This is a genomic window from Advenella incenata, assembly GCF_004217095.1.
In the GTDB taxonomy this organism is placed as follows: Bacteria; Pseudomonadota; Gammaproteobacteria; order Burkholderiales; family Burkholderiaceae_B; genus Advenella; species Advenella incenata.
Window position 1 is genome coordinate 553,887 of the sequence record NZ_SHKO01000002.1, and the last position, 17,636, is coordinate 571,522.

The 17,636-nt window shown below is 55.4% G+C and carries 17 protein-coding genes; 11 read left to right on the plus strand and 6 right to left on the minus strand.

What is annotated here, in order from left to right:
* The first annotated feature begins 134 nt into the window (after positions 1-134).
* The 4 genes from EV681_RS13745 to EV681_RS13760 all read left to right on the plus strand — a co-directional run bounded on the left by EV681_RS13745 (position 135) and on the right by EV681_RS13760 (position 4,033).
* The gene (locus tag EV681_RS13745; protein WP_130304295.1) at positions 135-599 is read left to right on the plus strand and encodes an Rrf2 family transcriptional regulator; all 465 of its coding nucleotides are present in this window, start codon (positions 135-137) and stop codon (positions 597-599) included.
* A 245-nt stretch (positions 600-844) separates the two neighbouring features.
* Positions 845-1,819, plus strand: coding sequence for a Bug family tripartite tricarboxylate transporter substrate binding protein (locus tag EV681_RS13750; RefSeq protein ID WP_128393921.1), 975 nt, complete (start codon positions 845-847; stop codon positions 1,817-1,819).
* Between the two features lie 7 nt (positions 1,820-1,826).
* A complete protein-coding gene (locus EV681_RS13755) occupies positions 1,827-3,389 on the plus strand; it encodes a sulfatase-like hydrolase/transferase (RefSeq protein WP_128392935.1) in 1,563 nt (520 codons plus the stop codon).
* Between the two features lie 158 nt (positions 3,390-3,547).
* Positions 3,548-4,033, plus strand: a complete 486-nt coding sequence (locus EV681_RS13760) for a thermonuclease family protein (protein WP_128392934.1) — start codon at positions 3,548-3,550, stop codon at positions 4,031-4,033.
* Here EV681_RS13760 and EV681_RS13765 read toward each other — a convergent pair.
* Entirely contained in the window at positions 4,030-5,178 is a 1,149-nt protein-coding gene (locus EV681_RS13765; protein WP_130304296.1) for a glycosyltransferase family 4 protein, read from the minus strand. The genes EV681_RS13760 and EV681_RS13765 overlap by 4 nt on opposite strands.
* 479 nt (positions 5,179-5,657) lie before the next feature.
* Entirely contained in the window at positions 5,658-5,870 is a 213-nt protein-coding gene (locus EV681_RS13770; RefSeq protein WP_165393052.1) for a type II toxin -antitoxin system TacA 1-like antitoxin, read from the minus strand.
* A 167-nt stretch (positions 5,871-6,037) separates the two neighbouring features.
* On the opposite strand from EV681_RS13770, the gene EV681_RS13775 reads away from it, so the two are divergent.
* Both EV681_RS13775 and EV681_RS13780 read left to right on the plus strand, forming a co-directional pair.
* Positions 6,038-6,727 (plus strand): type 1 glutamine amidotransferase domain-containing protein, encoded by a 690-nt coding sequence (locus tag EV681_RS13775; protein WP_130304620.1) that lies wholly within the window; start codon positions 6,038-6,040, stop codon positions 6,725-6,727.
* 171 nt (positions 6,728-6,898) lie between these two features.
* Positions 6,899-8,197 (plus strand): M20/M25/M40 family metallo-hydrolase, encoded by a 1,299-nt coding sequence (locus tag EV681_RS13780; RefSeq protein ID WP_130304297.1) that lies wholly within the window; start codon positions 6,899-6,901, stop codon positions 8,195-8,197.
* Positions 8,198-8,363: 166 nt separating this feature from the next.
* On the opposite strand, the gene EV681_RS13785 is transcribed toward EV681_RS13780, so the two are convergent.
* The gene (locus EV681_RS13785) at positions 8,364-8,858 is read right to left on the minus strand and encodes a methylated-DNA--[protein]-cysteine S-methyltransferase (RefSeq protein ID WP_128392930.1); all 495 of its coding nucleotides are present in this window, start codon (positions 8,856-8,858) and stop codon (positions 8,364-8,366) included.
* Between the two features lie 329 nt (positions 8,859-9,187).
* On the opposite strand from EV681_RS13785, the gene hmgA reads away from it, so the two are divergent.
* Both hmgA and phaP read left to right on the plus strand, forming a co-directional pair.
* Positions 9,188-10,525 carry a homogentisate 1,2-dioxygenase gene (gene hmgA, locus EV681_RS13790; RefSeq protein ID WP_423191211.1) on the plus strand — a complete coding sequence of 446 codons (1,338 nt, stop codon included), beginning with the start codon at positions 9,188-9,190 and terminating at the stop codon, positions 10,523-10,525.
* Between the two features lie 109 nt (positions 10,526-10,634).
* On the plus strand, positions 10,635-11,069 hold the full coding sequence (gene phaP, locus EV681_RS13795; RefSeq protein WP_130304298.1) for a phasin family protein: 435 nt from the start codon (positions 10,635-10,637) through the stop codon (positions 11,067-11,069).
* A gap of 84 nt (positions 11,070-11,153) precedes the next feature.
* On the opposite strand, the gene EV681_RS13800 is transcribed toward phaP, so the two are convergent.
* Positions 11,154-12,104: a GlxA family transcriptional regulator gene (locus EV681_RS13800; RefSeq protein ID WP_130304622.1), complete on the minus strand. Its 951-nt coding sequence runs from the start codon at positions 12,102-12,104 to the stop codon at positions 11,154-11,156.
* A gap of 93 nt (positions 12,105-12,197) precedes the next feature.
* Between EV681_RS13800 and EV681_RS13805 the strand changes: the two genes are divergently transcribed.
* From EV681_RS13805 to EV681_RS13815, 3 genes are all read left to right on the plus strand, one after another.
* On the plus strand, positions 12,198-12,899 hold the full coding sequence (locus EV681_RS13805; RefSeq protein ID WP_130304299.1) for a DJ-1/PfpI family protein: 702 nt from the start codon (positions 12,198-12,200) through the stop codon (positions 12,897-12,899).
* Between the two features lie 99 nt (positions 12,900-12,998).
* On the plus strand, positions 12,999-14,264 hold the full coding sequence (locus tag EV681_RS13810; protein ID WP_165393053.1) for an MASE1 domain-containing protein: 1,266 nt from the start codon (positions 12,999-13,001) through the stop codon (positions 14,262-14,264).
* Positions 14,265-14,307: 43 nt separating this feature from the next.
* The gene (locus tag EV681_RS13815) at positions 14,308-15,642 is read left to right on the plus strand and encodes an HdeD family acid-resistance protein (RefSeq protein WP_128392926.1); all 1,335 of its coding nucleotides are present in this window, start codon (positions 14,308-14,310) and stop codon (positions 15,640-15,642) included.
* A gap of 169 nt (positions 15,643-15,811) precedes the next feature.
* On the opposite strand, the gene EV681_RS13820 is transcribed toward EV681_RS13815, so the two are convergent.
* Together EV681_RS13820 and EV681_RS13825 are read right to left on the minus strand one after the other, a co-directional pair.
* Entirely contained in the window at positions 15,812-16,798 is a 987-nt protein-coding gene (locus EV681_RS13820; RefSeq protein WP_128392925.1) for an Lnb N-terminal periplasmic domain-containing protein, read from the minus strand.
* A 303-nt stretch (positions 16,799-17,101) separates the two neighbouring features.
* On the minus strand, positions 17,102-17,590 hold the full coding sequence (locus tag EV681_RS13825; protein WP_128392924.1) for an EF-hand domain-containing protein: 489 nt from the start codon (positions 17,588-17,590) through the stop codon (positions 17,102-17,104).
* Between the last annotated feature and the right edge of the window lie 46 nt (positions 17,591-17,636).

Below are 17,636 nucleotides of genomic sequence, written 5' to 3' on the forward strand. Positions count from 1 at the left end.
GGAACTGAGCGCCCGCATCGTCTTTATAACATTCATTTAAAATGCATCTTATTGCAAATAATTTTAATATGCAAGTAAGATGAATGTTATATTGCGTATTTATTGCAACAGTCAAAGCGCATGCCGAGGTCTATATGAGACTGACTCAATACACAGATTACGCACTGCGAGTACTGATTTTTCTGGGCTCGCGCGACGATGGACTTTCGTCCATCGCCGAAATTGCGCGTGCCTATGATATTTCGCAGAATCACCTGATGAAGGTGGTGCAGCATTTGGGGCAATTGGGCTATATCGAAACGCTGCGCGGTCGCAACGGGGGCATCAGGCTGGGATTGCCGGTAGAGCAAATCGTCATAGGCCAGCTGGTACGTCATACCGAAGGCGATATCGATCTGGTCGATTGTTCCTCCTGCGCTATCGCGGGCCCCTGTAAACTGCCGTCGGTGTTTCGTGAAGCAACCCGGGCATTTCTGGCCGTACTGGATAAATACACATTGCACGACTTGCTGGGCCAGCGTAACGAGCTGCGCGAAGTGCTGAATTTGTCGACAGCGGAACAACCGTTAAGGCGAGTGCCAGGGCCAGGCATTCACTAAAATCGCTGGCAACCCGCAACCCGCAACCCGCAACCCGCAACCCGCAACCCGCAACCCGCAACTGCAGGTCACATAGCGCCTGGGGTGCATCCGGAGTCCCTATTGCATTCCCTTCGTCGATCATCCCGCGCTGTACGCGCTATCGGCCTGCAATTCCGCTAGAATAATGGCCTTACCTTACCCTGTTGCCGCGCGCCTTTTGTTGCTGCGGCATGGGCCATAACGAAAATCGGGAGACTCAGATGATGATGGTACGCTTCAAGCCGTGGTTTCTGGCTGTCGGGCTGCTGCCGGCAGCGATGACAGCATGGGCGCAAACTCCCAAGTTTACGGAACCGGTCACATTAACGGTTGGGTATGTTCCCGGAGGGGCAAGTGATAACGCTGCGCGAATTGTTGCCAGGGCGCTGGCCAAGGAAATTGGCGTTCCCGTCATCGTGGAAAACAAACCGGGCGGCGGCGGCAGGATTGCTGCGGCTGACCTGAAAAAAACCAAGAAAGGCGCAAACGTTCTGATGCTGGGCAACCCGGCAGTGACAGTGATTGCGCCGATTGTTTTTTCTGATCTCAATTACAACCCGCAAGCGGATTTCAAGCCGGTTTCTCTTGTCACCGAATATAGTTTTGCGCTTGGCGTGCCGGCATCGAGCAAGATCAATTCAGTTGAGCAGTTCGTGCAATGGGCCAAAGCCAATCCGCAGCAGCTCAATATCGGTGTGCCGGCAACTGGCAGCCTGCCGCACTTTTTTGGCCTCATGCTGGCCGACAAACTCGGGCTGAAGCCGGAAATTGTCGGCTATAAAGGGTCATCGCAATTGCTCACCGACCTGGCGGGCGCCAATATTCCGGTTGCCATCGACACGCTGGATACCTTCATTCCCATGGCCAAAAGCGGCAAGGTGAAGGTGCTGGGTGTTTCCAGCGAAAAGCGGGATGCGAGCTTGCCCGATGTGGCGCCTTTTCACGAGGCCGGGATCGATATCCGGGCTATCGGCTGGAACGCCGTATTTGCGCCGTCCTCCATGGACGACGAGGTGGTGACCTATCTGGGCGATGCCATCAGCAAAGCGATGGGTGACGCAACGGTTCAGAAAGAGATTCGTTCGGTCAATCTTGTTCCGGTGCAGGCCAATGCCGCACAGACACGCAAGGCGATTGATGCATTCAGACAGCAATGGGAACCGGTTGTTCGTGATTCCGGCTTCAAGGTAGGCAAGTAAACAAGAAATGGCAAAAGTAAAAAACGTATTGTTCATTATGGCAGATCAGCTGCGTGCCGATCATCTGAGTTGTTATGGTCATCCCCATCTTCAGACGACGCACATTGACGAGCTCGCCAGGCGGGGCGTCCTGTTCGAGCAGGCCTTCGTCAATTCGGGGGTGTGCGGGCCGTCGCGGATGAGCTATTACACTGGTCGCTATCCGTCCACGCACGGCGCAACATGGAATCGTGTGCCGCTGTCCATTAACGAAGTGACCCTGGGTGAGTATCTGAAGGCACGCGACATTGATCTGGTGCTGGCAGGAAAGACCCACGTGATGCCGGATAACCATGGGCTGGAGCGATTGAGCATAGATGGTCAGAGCGAACTTGGCGTGCTTCTGAGGCAAGGCGGTTTCGTACAGCTTGACCGCTATGACGGTCATCATGAACCTGGGGCAGAAAGCGGTTATCCCGCCTATCTGAAAGCGCAGGGCTACGATAGCCCGGATCCGTGGACCGACTATGTCATTGCGGTAGAAGATGACCAGGGCCAGGTGCAAAGTGGCTGGCATATGCGCAATGTTAATTTTCCTGCCCGGGTAAAAGAAGAACATTCCGAAACGGCCTATATGACCAACTGCGCCATATCGTATATGCAATCGGCCGGCGATAAACCTTGGGTAATGCACTTGAGTTACGTCAAGCCGCATTGGCCTTATGTGGCGCCGGCTCCGTATCATGCGATGTACTCGCCGCAGCAATGTCTGCCCGTGCGGCGGAACGAGCACGAAAAAGAACACGCGCACCCGGTGGTGCAAGCCTATCGCCAGCAAGAGGAAAGTCGCAGTTTCTCCAGCGATGAATGCGTGGCACGGGTACGTCCGGCTTACCAGGGACTGATCAAACAGCTGGACGACCATTTGGGCAGGCTTTTCAATTACATGGAATCCGCGGGTCTGATGGACAATACACTTGTCATCATTACTGCCGATCATGGCGATTTGCTGGGCGATCACTGGCTTGGCGAGAAGGAACTGTTCTACGATGTCGTGCAGCGGGTTCCGCTGATCATCTATGACCCTTCAGAGCAGGCCGATGCGACTCGCGGCCGACGCGAATCAAGGCTGGTGGAAAGCGTGGATATCGTGCCGACCATATTGGCGGCGCTCGATATGCACATCCCGTCCCATCGGGTTGAGGGGCGCCAGCTTCAGCCTCTCGTATATGATGAATCGGTAGATTGGCGCGATTGCGTCTTTTCGGAACTGGATTACAGTTATCGTGAGGCCAGACTGACCTTGGGCAAATCGACAAGCGAATGCCGGGCGTGGTCGGTGCGTACAGACCGGTGGCGTTATGTTTACTGGAGTACCGAGAGACCCCAGTTGTTTGACTTGCAGAACGATCCGGACGAATTCAATGATTTGGGGGATCACCCTGAGTACGAGTCGATCAGGCGTCAAATGAAACAGCGGCTGCTGGACTGGTTTGCCGGCCTTAAACGGCGCACGACCGTGACCGAAGAGGAAGTGGACAAACAGACGAATAAATACAAGCAGGCCGGTGTGTTCTACGGGCAGTGGTGAGTGAGCTGCGCGTGACTTCTTTACCCGAAACGGCCTGTACAATGCGCAACAGGGCTGGCAGATCATGGGCTGCTGCCGGCAATACCGCAGAACGGATGCGCCTGTGTTCGCGGCGCGAGTCTGTCGTTTGAGTGAATCATGCGACAGGATTTAATGCGATGACATCTGTAGTATTGCGTTGCCTGATCGCGATCATCGTGATCGCACCGGTGCAGCCGGTGTTTGCGGCAACCTGGCTTGAAGGCTGGGTAGTGGGGATTGCGGACGGAGACACGCTGACCATCCTGGACAAGGCCCGGCGGCAGCACAAAATCCGGCTGGCCCAGATTGACGCTCCTGAATCTGGTATGCCATACGGGCGGGTCGCCAAAAAGTTTTTGTCTGATGCAGTCTATCGCAAGACCGTGATGGTGCAGGCAGGCGAACGCGACCGATATGGGCGGGTGGTTGGCACTGTTTTTCTGAACAAGAAAAATATTAATTTGCAGATGGTTGCCAGTGGCTACGCATGGGCCTATCGCAACTATGTCACAGACACTGCCTATCTCGATGCAGAAGATCGGGCCCGACGTTTGCGTCGGGGCTTGTGGGCCGAAAAAAAACCTGTGCCGCCTTGGCAGTGGCGGCGCCTGAAACAACGCTAGCTAATGGTTGCGGCCTGAGGACGTGCGTGGCTTTGCAGGGCTTTGCGATACACGTTTTCTGTTGCGTTGACGAATTTTTCCTGGCCGAAACGTTGTTCACTTTTGCTGCGGGCAGCGCGCCCCATATCGCCCAGGTCGTAATGACCCTGAACGATTTTCTCCAGCAGGGCGGCCAACGCTTGCGGATCACGCGGCGGGATCACCCAGCCGTCCTTTTCAGCGTCAATATTTTCGGGAAGTCCCCCTTGCATGGTCACGATGACTGGTTTGCCCATGGCCATCATTTCACGGCAGGCGAACGATATTGTTTCAACACGATAGGATAGAACAAACCCGACATCGATGGCACCGACAAAGGATCTGACATCGTCCAGATCGCCCACGAAACTGATGTGTCTGGTCATGCCAAGTTGTTGCACTTCATCCAGCAGCTTTTGCGGCGCGCGCGGGCCGGCGATCGCAATATGCAGGCGATCGATCTGGCGCGGGTCCAGTTGTGCCAGCGCCCGTACCATGTCTATCCAGCCCTTGTACTCTGTCGTGCCGGCATTGCTACCCAGCAGAATGCGCGAATCGTCGGCCGAGCCGAGAATGGACTGGCGCATTGAGCGGCTATCGCCGCCGTTGCGGGCGCTGAAATAGTCGGTATTGATACCGTTGTGAACGGTAGTGACGCCAGCCCGATCATAGGGGCCGCCAGCCAGTCGATCGGCGACAAAATCACATACGGCAATGCAGTGATCAGTCCCGAAGCGGGCACGCAACCGTGAACCGAAAGAGTCTGTTGCATGATCATTATGCTTGGTGAAAACGATCGCAGGCTTGCGACGCAGTCCCAACATGGCAAGCATGACCAGACGATGATCGGCGGTCCCGTTGACGTGTACTACATCGTATCGACCTTTACGCAAAATATTGCGCAGGTGGGCGGCTGCAGCTGGCAAGCGTTGCAGTTTGCTGGGGTAATCTTGTGCGTATACCTGGACCTCTGCAATGGTGCCTGCAATACGGTGGAGAGCGCTTTGTGCCGGTACGGCAACGGCGATATCGTGATCGCGATTGAGCCCGGCGATCAGCCTGCTTATGTACGAGGTATGGCCCCCGATGCCGGGGCTGGTGTGAAAGTTGGTATACAGTATTTTCATGTGTTGGCTGGTGTTCCCGGTTGACCTGGAAAAATTGCCTGGTGGAGGGTCCCGACTGGCTAGGATCCACGATCAGCGTGAGGGATGATTGTGCATGGCACAAAGCATACTCTCGCCCTGTTGGGCAGCCGATAGACCGTAACCGTAAGAAAGATTCTTGAGGGCTTAAAAACAGGAAAATGTGTAATAAAAAGTGCAACTTGTGTCATTCGTTTCGACATGCACCAAAAGCAGGCAAAACAGGCGCAGGCGCCGATATCACGCGGTCTGCCAGGTCGCGCTTTTAAGCTAAATGTCAGCAAAAAAAATCATACGCTTCAAAAAATTGACGGGTCGGCAGCTGCTACTGGCAGATATCGGATTCCTATCGTCCACGTCAATGAGTGCGCTAGCGGTGGTGGAGCTACGCGCAGCAGAGCAGGCCGCACTCAAAGGCTCCGGTTGGCGTTGACCGGGACCTGTGAAACGGAAACAATCGATCAACCGGTACGCTCGTGATTGGCTTGGCGCGTGAGTGCAGCTGGGGTGGCTGGATGCAAGGCGCTACGGGCTGCTTCCCTTGCCGCAACGACGATAAAATCAGCGCGTGTCATGCCACGAGCGCTGGCAGCGCGATCGATCAGCACAATATCGTCATTGTTGATCCGTAGACTGCATGCATCGCGTCTGCGATTGGTCGATTGCGTATTCATGATGGCTCCAGTCTGTGCGTAAGGCGTTCTGTGCAGCTGGTGGCATTGTAGGCGGCACATCTTTCAGCAATTTGACAATGCGCTCTTGCGGCGCGTGTGATAATAGATTGTTCGTTGGCTCTGGTTTTTCGCAATGCTACTATTGAATGGTATAACAGGAGAATATGATGAAGATTTTGATGATCCTCACCTCACATGACAAACTGGGTGCCACTGGCAAACCAACCGGCTTCTGGCTGGAAGAATTTGCGGCGCCTTATTATGCGTTCCTCGATAGCGGAGCCGACATCACGCTGGCGTCTCCACTGGGCGGGCAGCCGCCGCTGGATCCGAAAAGCGATGAGCCAGACGCCCAGACCGAAGCGACCCAACGCTTCAAGAAAGATCCGCAGGCACAGGCAGTGCTGGCAAGTACACAACGTCTGGCCGATGTGAAGGCCGGCGCGTTTGACGCCGTATTTTTCCCTGGGGGGCATGGGCCCCTGTGGGATCTGGCGGAAAATGGCTATGTCATGGCGTTGGTCAAAGACTTTTATTCAAACGGCAAAATCGTGTCAGCTGTTTGTCATGCGCCCGCTGTGTTTCGTCACGTGAAAACGGCCGAGGGTCGGTTTCTGGTTAACGATAGAAACGTGACTGGGTTCAGTAATGCAGAAGAAGAGGCAGTGGGATTGACCGATGTGGTTCCCTTTCTGGTTGAGGATATGCTCAAAGACCATGGGGCCCGCTATACCAGCGCAGATGATTGGCAGCCGCATATCGTTGTCGACGGCAGGCTGATTACAGGACAGAATCCGGCCTCTTCGGTTGGTGTCGCCGATGCGGTGATCAAACAGTTGCAAGAGAACAATCCATAAGGCATCGCGGGTTGGTTCTTCCGGGCGCATCGCTGCCGGTATAGCTCACACGCCGTCCGGTTTTGCAGTGCCGCTAAGGTAGCGCGCGCAGGCTTGCGTTGCTGCAGGCGCCGGTAAAAAAGAAGCCGGTAAAAAAAGAAAATTTAACAACGTGTTTTTCAAGGAGACAATATGAAACACAAACCCAGACAGTCACGCATAACTGGATGGCAATTGGCCACAGGCACCGCCCTGGCCCTGGCTGCAGGCATCGTCCTGGCTGCACCCGTGGCCAAAGTACATGACCTGGCCAAGAGTGAACAGCAGGCGTATCTGGATACGTTGCGTGACTTGGTGCACATTGAGTCCGGCAGCCGGGATATTGAAGGGGTTACCAAAATAGCGGGGTTTGCTGCTGATCGCCTTAAGCAACTGGGTGCAGAAACCGAAATCATCGAACCCAAGGATGTCTATCGCATGGACGACACGCCCGAGAAAACCGGGCCGGTAGTACATGCAACCATCAAAGGGACTGGGCAATCAAAAATCATGATGATTGCGCATATGGATACTGTGTATCAAAAAGGCGACCTGAAAGACCAGCCGTTTCGTGTTGATGGCGACAAGGCTTATGGGCTGGGTATTGCTGATGACAAACAAGGTGTGGCCGCCATCCTGCACGTGGTTGATATGTTGAAAAAACTGGACTACAAGCAGTTTGGGACGGTGACTGTGGTCTTGAACTCCGATGAGGAAATCAGTTCGCCAGGCGCACGTGCGCTGATCACGAAATTTGCAGAAGACCAGGATGCCGTATTCTCATTTGAAGGGGGTGGCAAAGACGGGGGCGTGCGTCTGGCAACCAGTGGTATCGGTGCCGCGTATCTGAAAGTTCACGGCAAGTCGTCTCATGCAGGCGCCCGGCCCGAAGGCGGTGTCAATTCATTGTACGAGCTGGCGCATCAGGTATTGCAAATGAAAGACTTGTCCAAACCCGAAGAAGGCCTCAAGTTAAACTGGACGCTGGCCAAAGTGGGTACAGTACGGAACATGATTCCACCGGAAGCAACCGCGCAAGCCGATGCGCGGGCATTGAAGGTGCAGGATTTTGACGCGCTGGAAAAAGCCATGCAGGAAAAAATCAAGAACAAATTATTGCCGGAGACCAAGGTAGAGCTTAAATTCGAAGTGCGACGCCCTCCGCTTGAAGCCAGCGAGATTGGTCGCAAACTGGCCGCGCATGCCCAGGGCATTTATAAGAATGAGCTGGATCTGGACATGAGTGTGGCCGACAAAGCGACCGGTGGCGGCACCGATGCGGCGTTTGCTGCCGTGAAAAGCCGCGGGGGCGTGGTTGAAGGCTTCGGCCTGAGCGGATTTGGCGCACATTCGAACAACGCCGAATATGTGCAGATTCCAACCATCGTGCCACGTTTGTATCTGGCCACGCGTATGATCATGGACATATCCGAAGGAAAAATGACGCCCTGATACCGGTTGATCGGTATGAAGACAGCGCAACCGGATTGTTCAACTGGTGCCGCGCAGCACTGTTCTTTGGCGCACTGGTCAGACCCAGATGGCACTGTACCGCCCCCCGAAGGTTGGATTGATATCCAGCTTGTTGGGGGGCTGATCACCGCTCATGACCCGATGACTACTGCGCCGGCATTGACTGGCTTTCCAGCTGCAACAGTGTGCGCTTGGCATCCAGGCCGCCGGCAAATCCGGTCAGTTTGCCTGAACTGCCCACCACGCGATGACAAGGCGTGACAATGGATACGGGATTGCGGCCGACCGCCGCGCCAACGGCACGGGAGGCGGCAGGGTTTCCCGCCAGTTGGGCAAGTTGCCCATAGCTGCGGGTCTGCCCAAAAGGAATGGCCAGCAACAGCGCCCATACTTTTTTCTGAAACGGCGTGCCTTGCATATCCAGATCCAGTTCAAAGCGATCACGCTTGCCTGCAAAATATTCCTTTAGTTGCGCTTGCGTTTTCTGCAATACGGGATGAGTGTTGTCACGCTGCAGGCTGCCCAGCTTCACACGGCCGGGCCTGTCGTTCTCCCATAATATGGCGGCCAGGGCGTTGTCTTTGGCAACCAGTGTCAGCTCGCCCAGGGGAGAGGGCATGGTGGTATAGGAATAGGTCATTCTGATTTCTCCGGTTACGGGCCGATTTTTCAATATTACAGGCTAGTATAACGATGCCTTGAGATGGGCGGCCTGGGCATGATATTCGAGAGCCCGGTTTGAAAACAATGGTGTCACTATACTGCGATCCGGCCTTGGTGACACTCCGCCTCTTGCGCTTGAATCAGGCGGTTTTTCCCATGCCTTTGCCGGCTGTAGACTATCGCAAAAGAAATCACGCCATGTGGCCGCTGGGCTATACTTTCAGTATCGATGATCATGCCAGGCGCAATGATCACAAGTGGAATAACCCGTCTACAGGAGCATACCGAATGAACCATAACAGCCAGATTGATGCCGGCACCCGGCAGGATGTGTCTTGCAGCGGTGGCCACGATCTTGCCTACCAGAGCGGCTTTGGCAATGAGTATGCCAGTCAGGCCATTGCCGGTGCGTTGCCGCAGGGCAGGAACAGCCCCCAGCATGGCCCGCGGGGCCTGTACACCGAACTCATTTCAGGGACCGCATTTACCGCGCCGCGCCATGAAAACCGGCGCACCTGGATGTATCGCCGTCAGCCTTCCGTTGTTGCCGGGCATTATCAACCCTTCGAGCAGCCATATTGGCAAACGGGGGCTGATCCCACGATTGCCCTGCCTCCCGAGCCATTGCGCTGGGCACCCTGGAACAACGACAATCCCCAGGCTGACTTTATTGACGGCATGCGAACCATTGCGGCCAATGGGGGGGCCGATGCGCAAAGCGGTGTGGCGATCCATATCTATATTGCCGATCGCCCGATGGCCCGACGAGCGTTGGTCAATGCAGACGGTGAGATGCTGATCGTGCCGCAACAGGGAACATTGCTGATCACAACCGAAATGGGTCTGCTGCAGGTTCAGCCACGGGAAATTGTCATTATTCCACGCGGGGTTGCGTTCAAAGTCGAGCCAATCGAGGGAGCCGGGCAGCCGGCCCGGGGCTATGTCTGCGAGAATTACGGGGCCCAGTTCCGTTTGCCGGAGTTGGGGCCCATCGGCTCCAACGGCCTGGCCAATGCGCGCGACTTTCTGGCGCCGGTTGCTGCTTTTGAAGATACGGCAGGCGAGTATGAACTGATCCGAAAATTCGGTGGTCGTCTCTGGCGTGTGCCTCTGCACAGCTCGCCTTTCAATGTCGTGGCCTGGCATGGCAATCTGAGCCCGGTAAAGTACGACACGGCGCACTTCATGACGATCGGTTCCATCAGTTACGATCACCCTGATCCATCCATTTTCACTGTCCTGACTTCGCCCAGTGACACGCCGGGCACCGCCAACTGCGATTTTGTGATTTTTCCGCCGCGCTGGCTGGTGATGGAAGACACTTTCCGTCCGCCATGGTTTCATCGCAACTTCATGAGCGAATTCATGGGACTGGTGTATGGCCAATATGATGCCAAGCCGGGCGGATTCAAGCCGGGCGGCGCCAGTTTGCACAACTGCATGGTGCCTCACGGTCCGGATGAGGAGTCCTATGGCAAGGCAACCACTGCCGAGCTCAAGCCGCAGAAGCTGGATAACACATTGGCATTCATGTTTGAAAGCCGGTACCGTTTTGTGCCCACCCAGTTTGCAATGCAGGGGCCCGAGCTGGATAAAAACTATATTGATTGCTGGACGGGATTGAAAGACCAGTTCGAGCGCTAGGCAAAGCGGGTTGACCCGTATGACAGGCATCATTTTCCCGCGTACGCGCGTTTCATGTTAATTTAGTGTGAAGTTCATTGCTATATTTCTATATACAAGGAGACGTGCCATGGCTAAAAGTACGAAAGACGACGCAAACCAGAGCGCAGCTAACCCTTTTGCTGAACTGAGCAAAATGTATGAACAGTTTCAGGTTCCGGGACTGGATCTTTCTGCGATCGCAGATGCACGCCGCAAAGATGTGGAAGCGCTGGTGCAGGCCAACAAGGCTGTGTATGAAGGCATGCAGGCGCTTGCCGCCAAGCAGGCCGAGATGTTTCGCCAGGCGATGGCCGATATTCAGGGCTCAGTCGGCACGGCCGGCACCAACCCTGCTGCGCAAACCGAACTGGCGCGCAAGGCCTATGAAAAAGCACTGGTTGATATGAAAGAGCTGGCCGAGATAGCGCGTCAATCGCAGACCGAAGCAATGGCCAGCATCAGTGAAAGGGCGACCCAGAATTTGCAGGAAATTCGCGAGATGGTCAAAAAGCAATCGGGTTAATTTTTTTGTGATGGCAACAGCTGCACGGGCGCCAAGTCAATGCAAGCGCGGTCGCCGTCAAGCTCAGGGGCGCCCCGTCTCTAATCAGCGCCGCTCAGCTGCAAGCATGCGTCTTCTGATGACCTGCGGGGGATGACCCGTCCAGCGGATGAAAGCACGGCGCATGCGCTCCTGGGTCCCAAAGCCGACGGCTGCTGCGATCTGCTGGATATTGCCGGTGCCCGACTCAAGTCGGCTGCGGGCCGCTTCTATTCTTAATCGTTCGATCGCCCGTGCCGGCGTCTCTCCCGTCTCAGCCTTGAACATTCTGCTGAACTGACGCACACTCAAACATGCAATTGCGGCCAGCTGCTCCATATCCCTTATCTCGCGCAGATGCTGTTGTGCATAATCCATTGCCTTCCTGATACGTGCCGTTTCCGGCTCCATCTGCAAAATGGGCGAAAACTGCGACTGGCCGCCAGCTCGCCTTTGGGATACCACCATATGCTGCGCCACATCACGTGACATGATACTGCCGCAGTCTTGTTCGATCAGCGCCAACGCCAGGTCGATGCCGCTGGTGATGCCTGCGGAGGTCCAGATATTGCCGTCGCGCACGAAAATCCGGTCGCCATCCATGCGGACATGCGGATATGTTTTCTGCATGCGCGCCACTTGCTGCCAGTGTGTCGTCGCTCGCTTCTGATTGAGCAGCCCCAGGTGCGCAAGAATGAACGCGCCGGTGCAGACACTCGCAATACGCCGCGATTTTGCTGCCGCATCGTCAAGCCGCTGCATCGCGGTTTCATCTTCAAGTAATGCGCCAACGCCCTGACCGCCGCAGACAATCAGTGTATCGGGTGCCTGGTTTTCAAGTTTTTCAGACAAGACGCTCACACCGCCGGAACTGGTAATGGCCCCACCGGTCGCCGACAGCAATGAAATCGTGTAGGGCGAAGGTGCCTGGCGCGTACTGGCGATCTGGAACGCGGTGTGCGGACCGGACAGATCAAGCAGCTGAAAGTCTGGAAATATGTAGAAGGCGATCTTCATATTGGCTGAAAAGGTTGGTAATACGTCATTCAGGACAAGTATAGCTGCGTTAGACTGCATTGATCACGAACCATTACTTTTTTGGAGAACGTCATGGCTGAACCTGATGTCAAACCCATTACCATTGTCATACCGCTCTACCAGGGCGTCACCCAACTGGACTTCACAGGCCCACATCAATTCTTTTCCCGCTTGCCCGACACCGAGGTGATTGTGGCGTCAATCGACGCCCAGCCTGTCAGCGCCGACGGGCTTGTTTTTTCCGGATTGCATGACCTGGAACAGGTGAGTCGCTGCGATGTCCTGTGTGTACCTGGTGGCGTCGGGTGCGCCGAGGCGATGGAATCAGATGAATATATGGCCTGCATCAGGCGTCTGGCGCAGGCAGCCACATATGTGACCTCGGTGTGCACGGGTTCGCTGATACTGGGCGCTGCTGGTTTGCTCAAGGGCAGGCGTGCTGCATGTCACTGGGCATGGCGTGACCAGTTGCCGGCCTTTGGTGCCATTGCCGATGAAGGCAGGGTAGTTCAGGACGGTAATATCATTACGGGAGGCGGTGTGACCGCCGGTATTGATTTTGCGCTTACGGTGATCAGTGAATTATTTGACGAGCGCACCGCGCAAATGATTCAGTTGGGGCTGGAGTACGCGCCGCAGCCGCCGTTTGACGCTGGCAGACCGGAACGGGCGCCCGCCGTGGTTCTGGATGAAGTAACCCGGCGCATGTCGCCCAGTATGGCGAATCGCCGATCGCGGATAAGCAAGGCGGCGCAGCGCCTGGTACCGCAATAGCAGGGCGCGCAAGGAAGTTGCCCATTCTCTTACCATCACGTCCGTGATATATTGCATGCATTGCAAAATGTGATCAAAATATAACGGGAACGTATGCCTGTGTTCGAGTCAAAAAGCCGCGCTGCCGCCTCTGTCCTTGGATGGGGTCTCTTGTACTGGGTAGCGGCTTATATTTCCCTGATGCTGGACGATCCGCTCTCGCACGTGGGTTTTGTCTGGTTTCCCGCAGGCATTGGCGTGGCCGCTTTTCTGGTCAGCGATTATCGTCGCTGGCCCTGGCTGGCAGCGGCGTTTTTTATTGCCCAACTGACCGCAGACGTCAATTTCGACCATGATATCCCTATCGCCGTGGCGCTTGCGATCATCACGCTGGCCTCGGACTTGATCACCGCCTGGATCGTGTGCCGGTATGCACACAACAAAGATGGCCTGCAGATTGTTCTGCGCTGGATTGTCGCCACTTTTGTCATCAGTGCAATTGCCGCGGTCCTTAGTGCCGGCTGGCTGACATTGTTTGACAATGCGCCGTTTGACGAACTGGTCTGGGTCTGGTGGGGTGCACATGCCTCGGGCGTGCTATACCTGACCGCTGTCGTGATGGGGCTGCGCGGCTATCAGCTTGGCAATACAATTCCCGGAGCCAAAGCGATCGTGGTGGGAACGGCGGCCCTGGTATTGATGGTAATTTGTGCATGGTACATATTCGATGCCGAGCAGTTGAACATGGCACGCGGGCAGGCACCCTGGCGAGCCACGCTGATATTTGCGCTAACCGGAATCCCGATCGTTCTGGCGGTGGTCGCAGCCATTTCCTGCGGTAACCGCATGGGCTCGCTGGCGCTGCTATTGCTGGGCGCTATCGTTATCTACCATTCTTCGCAAGGCACGGGACCGTTTTTCCTCAAATCGCTGCGTCCGGGCGAGTCGCTTTTGCTGGCGCAGTGTTATTTGGTGGGCACCGCACTGCTAATCGTTTTTCTGCGCGTCTTTACTCAGACAGTCAAGCGTTATGGCGCGGTTCAGGAGCAGCGCCAGGAAACGGCTTTCATGTACCGCCTGGATGCCGTCAGCGGGCATATGGACTGGGACGGCCGCATCCACGAGGCGCTGGGCACGGACCAGGAAACGATGGGCAGCGTAACACAGATCCTGGCCATGGCGCACCCCGATGACCGCGCTGCACTGGCGAGCATGCTGGCAACCGGTAGCGACAAATCTGGTATTGAGCAGGCAGCCGAATTTCGATTGAAATCGTCGGCAAGCGACTGGGTGCGGATCCGCGCGACCGCGCCCGTGCTTATCAGTGAGCCGGACAAAGCCATTCTGGTTGGAACCTGGCTTGTTGGACAAGGGGGACAATCATGATGAGAAAATCCAGTGCTTGTGTTGTGGTTGGCTGGAGCGTGTCATGATACAAATTGCTCTGCTGTTGTTTGGCGCCAATTTCGTTCGCCGTAATGCATACTTGCTGGGCATCATGGGTTTATTATGGCTTGTGGTCGGGCTGGTGATTTTCGTGGATGCGTTCGATGGCGTGCGTTACTTCCCACTGAGGCTTTTCGGTGTGCTGCTACTGATCGAAAGCGTGATTACGCTGAGCGTGGCCTCCAGTGGTATTGGCGCGCAAAAAGCGGTCTTGTATTTCAAGGGTGGCGGTTTTTTCCTGATTTCGCTGCTGATCCTTGCCAATGAAACCATTAGCAATATGCTGCTTTCCATTATCCTGGGCATGGCTTATTTTGTGATGGGCCTATTACAGATGGCATCGGCATGGGTGGTTCGGTTTCCCAATTGGCGTACCGCATTCGGGTTCGGTCTGGCAAAAATCGGTTTTGCCCTATTTATGTTCGGCCCCTATCCCAGTCATTATTCGGCAACCATTTCCGTCTTCATCGGTATTACTCTCATGATGGGCGGTATTGTTACGCTGAATGTGTTCTTAAGGGCGCGTCAGTTGAAGGACGGTACATCCGTATTTGATCTGTTCCTGCCTTCGGACGTGCTGCCCAAAATCCGCAAATCGCAGTTGTCCCGGCCTGTCAATGACAGCGCGCCGTCCGGGCAGACCCAGAACGAACCCTTGACGGTGCATGTCTGGACCCCCGAAGGCTCATCCAAAGGCGCGCCTGTGCCGCGTCCGGTCATTAACCGGTATATAGCGGCAGTGGATATCAATGGCGTGATCTCTACGGGGCATGCGGCGCTGGAGATGTTGCCCGATACCTATATCAGCCTTTATCCCGGTACCGATATTGACCGCTCACCCTCCGAGTTCTTTCGCATTCTGAAGGCGACCCGCGATAACGATGTTCCGGGACAATTCCAGCCTGATTACAGCACGGAATCACAGGCGTGGTGCCCATCAAACTGGCAGGTAAAATTCAATGCCTACAATCCGGACGGCTTGCAGCGGTTCTGGCAGGAGTATAGGCAGCATGAAATTTACAATCTGACTTACCGCAATTGTTCCAGTTCAGTCAGTTATGCGCTGGAGGCTGCGCTGGACGGTGCACTGCATGACAGGGCCTCGCGCTCCTGGCAAGAGGTGTTACGGGTCATGGTCATGCCCGAATTATGGATTGCGGCCCAGATCAGGAAACGCGCGACCACCATGGCATGGACGCCAGGCCTGACGCTGGACTACGCACGGGCATTGCGTGCTGTGGTGCACCCGGTCAGCACACCGTGGTTTGCCCGTTTGCTGCGGATGAGCAAGGCCTCGAATATCTCTATTTCGGGGTAAGCCGATCTGCACGCTGGGCCATGCGCTGGAAAATACCCCGGTCCATGGCGGCCCTGTCTGATCATATTGAGAATTGTCATTTACGATCCTCATCGCTGCTCTTCATAGCCGATCCTGCCTGCTGCCTTGTGCTTCATCGTGACCGCGCCGAGCCGTTTCACGCTGCGATTCAGATGCCTGGCACACCGTCGCGGATGACGCCAGAGTAGTTGCTGCTATCCGGCATGGCACGCGCCCGATCTGTATAGCGTCCGCGGCTACGATATTCCTTGATCGAATCGGCACCCTGCAAGGCGCCGACCTTGTACAGATACTCTGGCAGGTAGCCAGAAGCCAGCAGTCGCCAGTTCAGTGGCAGCCCGGGCACAATGCGATCCATCATCCGGAATATCAACGTCGTACAATTGCCCGTGATGGTGTGATAAAAGCGTGGCGTGTGAACCAGCCGGTTGGCTTCGTCCAGATACGCCAGCAGCAGCGATTGCCGTGCCGCCGGCGCCATATGCACACGATATAAATAACCGTCTTCCTGACGGATATTGCTGCGCACGAAAAGCACATCCTTTTCATCGGCGGCGACAATGCTCAATTCGTACATTTTGAAAAAGCCGCCCAGCTCGGAGAAAGCATCGCCGACTTTCCGGCGGATCTCGACTGAAAAAACCAGATACTGGTCATCGCTGAAACCGAAAGAAACCAGTGCATGCGCAATGGCCGGGCCGCTCCAGTAGGACAGGGCAAGATCCACCGATGCCAGTTTGCTCAAGTCGTACTGCCTGGTCTCCCATTGTTCGGTAAAGTGCTCGGGAGAATGCCAGATGAAATTGCGTACGTTTTCAATGGTCATGGTATTGCCGGCTAGCGAGCCGTGCACCTGGCGGGATACATCGGGTATCCAGTTGCGATCGTTGGAGGCACGAATACTTCGCCACCAGTACACCAGCGCCAGTATCGACAGGGTATAGGTGATGCCGGCGATGGTTTGCAGGGGTTCGATGGCTGGCTTGAGCAGGGCAGCTACAAAGAGCGCGCTGACCAGTGCCCACAGAGCGATCAGCAATCCGCGGCGCGTTTTCTGGCGGGTAAATTGCACCCATAACGCCAGCGCGCCCCAGATAAAAACGGCGATGACAATGACAGCCAACGTTATTATCATTGTGATAATTGCCAGAGAAAACAAAGGTGAACCATATTACAGTAATTTGATGGTTCTTTAAAGACAAGCGATTCGGGCGCTATGTGCGGGACGGGGTTGCTGGCGATCGGCTATGTGCTGCTTGCAGGCCTGTCGTGAGCAACCATGGAAATGGCGGGCCTCAGTCACCGTTGCCTGCACCTTCCTGGACCCCGGCCTAAAAAAGAACCCCACCGTACTGTCAGCACGGTGGGGTTCTTTCGGCCGCGTCAGTGTTGTCAGCCGTGGCCTTTATGAGTGAAGCCCGGTTTGCCCGGGCGTCTGTTATTTGAGCTGGCCGTCTTTATTGGTGTCAGCAGCATCAAAATCACTGGTGACCTGTGTGACCATTTCTTCATTACTGATCTTGCCATCCTTGTTGGCATCAACTGCGGCAAACTGCTCCGGCGTCAGAATGGTTCCGACTTCTTCAGGCGTCAGCGCGTTGTCGCTGTTTTTGTCCAGGTTTTTGAATGCGGCAGCCATGGCCTGATTGTATTCTTCTCTGGCAACAGCGCCATCTTTGTTCAGATCGAGCTTGACCAGTTGATCTTGCGGGATTTCTCCACCAGCCGATGGCATGGCGGCCGACGGCATGCCCTGGCCGCCTGCGGACGGTGCTGCCTGTCCTGATGGTTGTTCCATGGTCTGGCCGGTACCCTGATTCGTTGTCTGGGCCGCGGCGCTATTGGCGAGAAACATGGCAGAGCCAAGACCGGCACTGACTGCGAAAAAAGCGGCGGCAGTTTTGCTTCTCAATAATGTGTTACTCATATATGAAACTCCTTTCTTTAACGGCGACAGGCAAAAAGATACCTGT

What these genes read in the sequence shown, in the direction of transcription:
- EV681_RS13745 (WP_130304295.1), top strand. Translation starts at nt 135, where the DNA reads ATGAGACTGACTCAATACACAGATTACGCACTGCGAGTACTGATTTTT.
- EV681_RS13750 (WP_128393921.1), top strand. Translation starts at nt 845, where the DNA reads ATGATGGTACGCTTCAAGCCGTGGTTTCTGGCTGTCGGGCTGCTGCCG.
- EV681_RS13755 (WP_128392935.1), top strand. Translation starts at nt 1,827, where the DNA reads ATGGCAAAAGTAAAAAACGTATTGTTCATTATGGCAGATCAGCTGCGT.
- EV681_RS13760 (WP_128392934.1), top strand. Translation starts at nt 3,548, where the DNA reads ATGACATCTGTAGTATTGCGTTGCCTGATCGCGATCATCGTGATCGCA.
- EV681_RS13765 (WP_130304296.1), bottom strand. Translation starts at nt 5,178, where the DNA reads ATGAAAATACTGTATACCAACTTTCACACCAGCCCCGGCATCGGGGGC.
- EV681_RS13770 (WP_165393052.1), bottom strand. Translation starts at nt 5,870, where the DNA reads ATGAATACGCAATCGACCAATCGCAGACGCGATGCATGCAGTCTACGG.
- EV681_RS13775 (WP_130304620.1), top strand. Translation starts at nt 6,038, where the DNA reads ATGAAGATTTTGATGATCCTCACCTCACATGACAAACTGGGTGCCACT.
- EV681_RS13780 (WP_130304297.1), top strand. Translation starts at nt 6,899, where the DNA reads ATGAAACACAAACCCAGACAGTCACGCATAACTGGATGGCAATTGGCC.
- EV681_RS13785 (WP_128392930.1), bottom strand. Translation starts at nt 8,858, where the DNA reads ATGACCTATTCCTATACCACCATGCCCTCTCCCCTGGGCGAGCTGACA.
- phaP (WP_130304298.1), top strand. Translation starts at nt 10,635, where the DNA reads ATGGCTAAAAGTACGAAAGACGACGCAAACCAGAGCGCAGCTAACCCT.
- EV681_RS13800 (WP_130304622.1), bottom strand. Translation starts at nt 12,104, where the DNA reads ATGAAGATCGCCTTCTACATATTTCCAGACTTTCAGCTGCTTGATCTG.
- EV681_RS13805 (WP_130304299.1), top strand. Translation starts at nt 12,198, where the DNA reads ATGGCTGAACCTGATGTCAAACCCATTACCATTGTCATACCGCTCTAC.
- EV681_RS13815 (WP_128392926.1), top strand. Translation starts at nt 14,308, where the DNA reads ATGATACAAATTGCTCTGCTGTTGTTTGGCGCCAATTTCGTTCGCCGT.
- EV681_RS13820 (WP_128392925.1), bottom strand. Translation starts at nt 16,798, where the DNA reads ATGATAATAACGTTGGCTGTCATTGTCATCGCCGTTTTTATCTGGGGC.
- EV681_RS13825 (WP_128392924.1), bottom strand. Translation starts at nt 17,590, where the DNA reads ATGAGTAACACATTATTGAGAAGCAAAACTGCCGCCGCTTTTTTCGCA.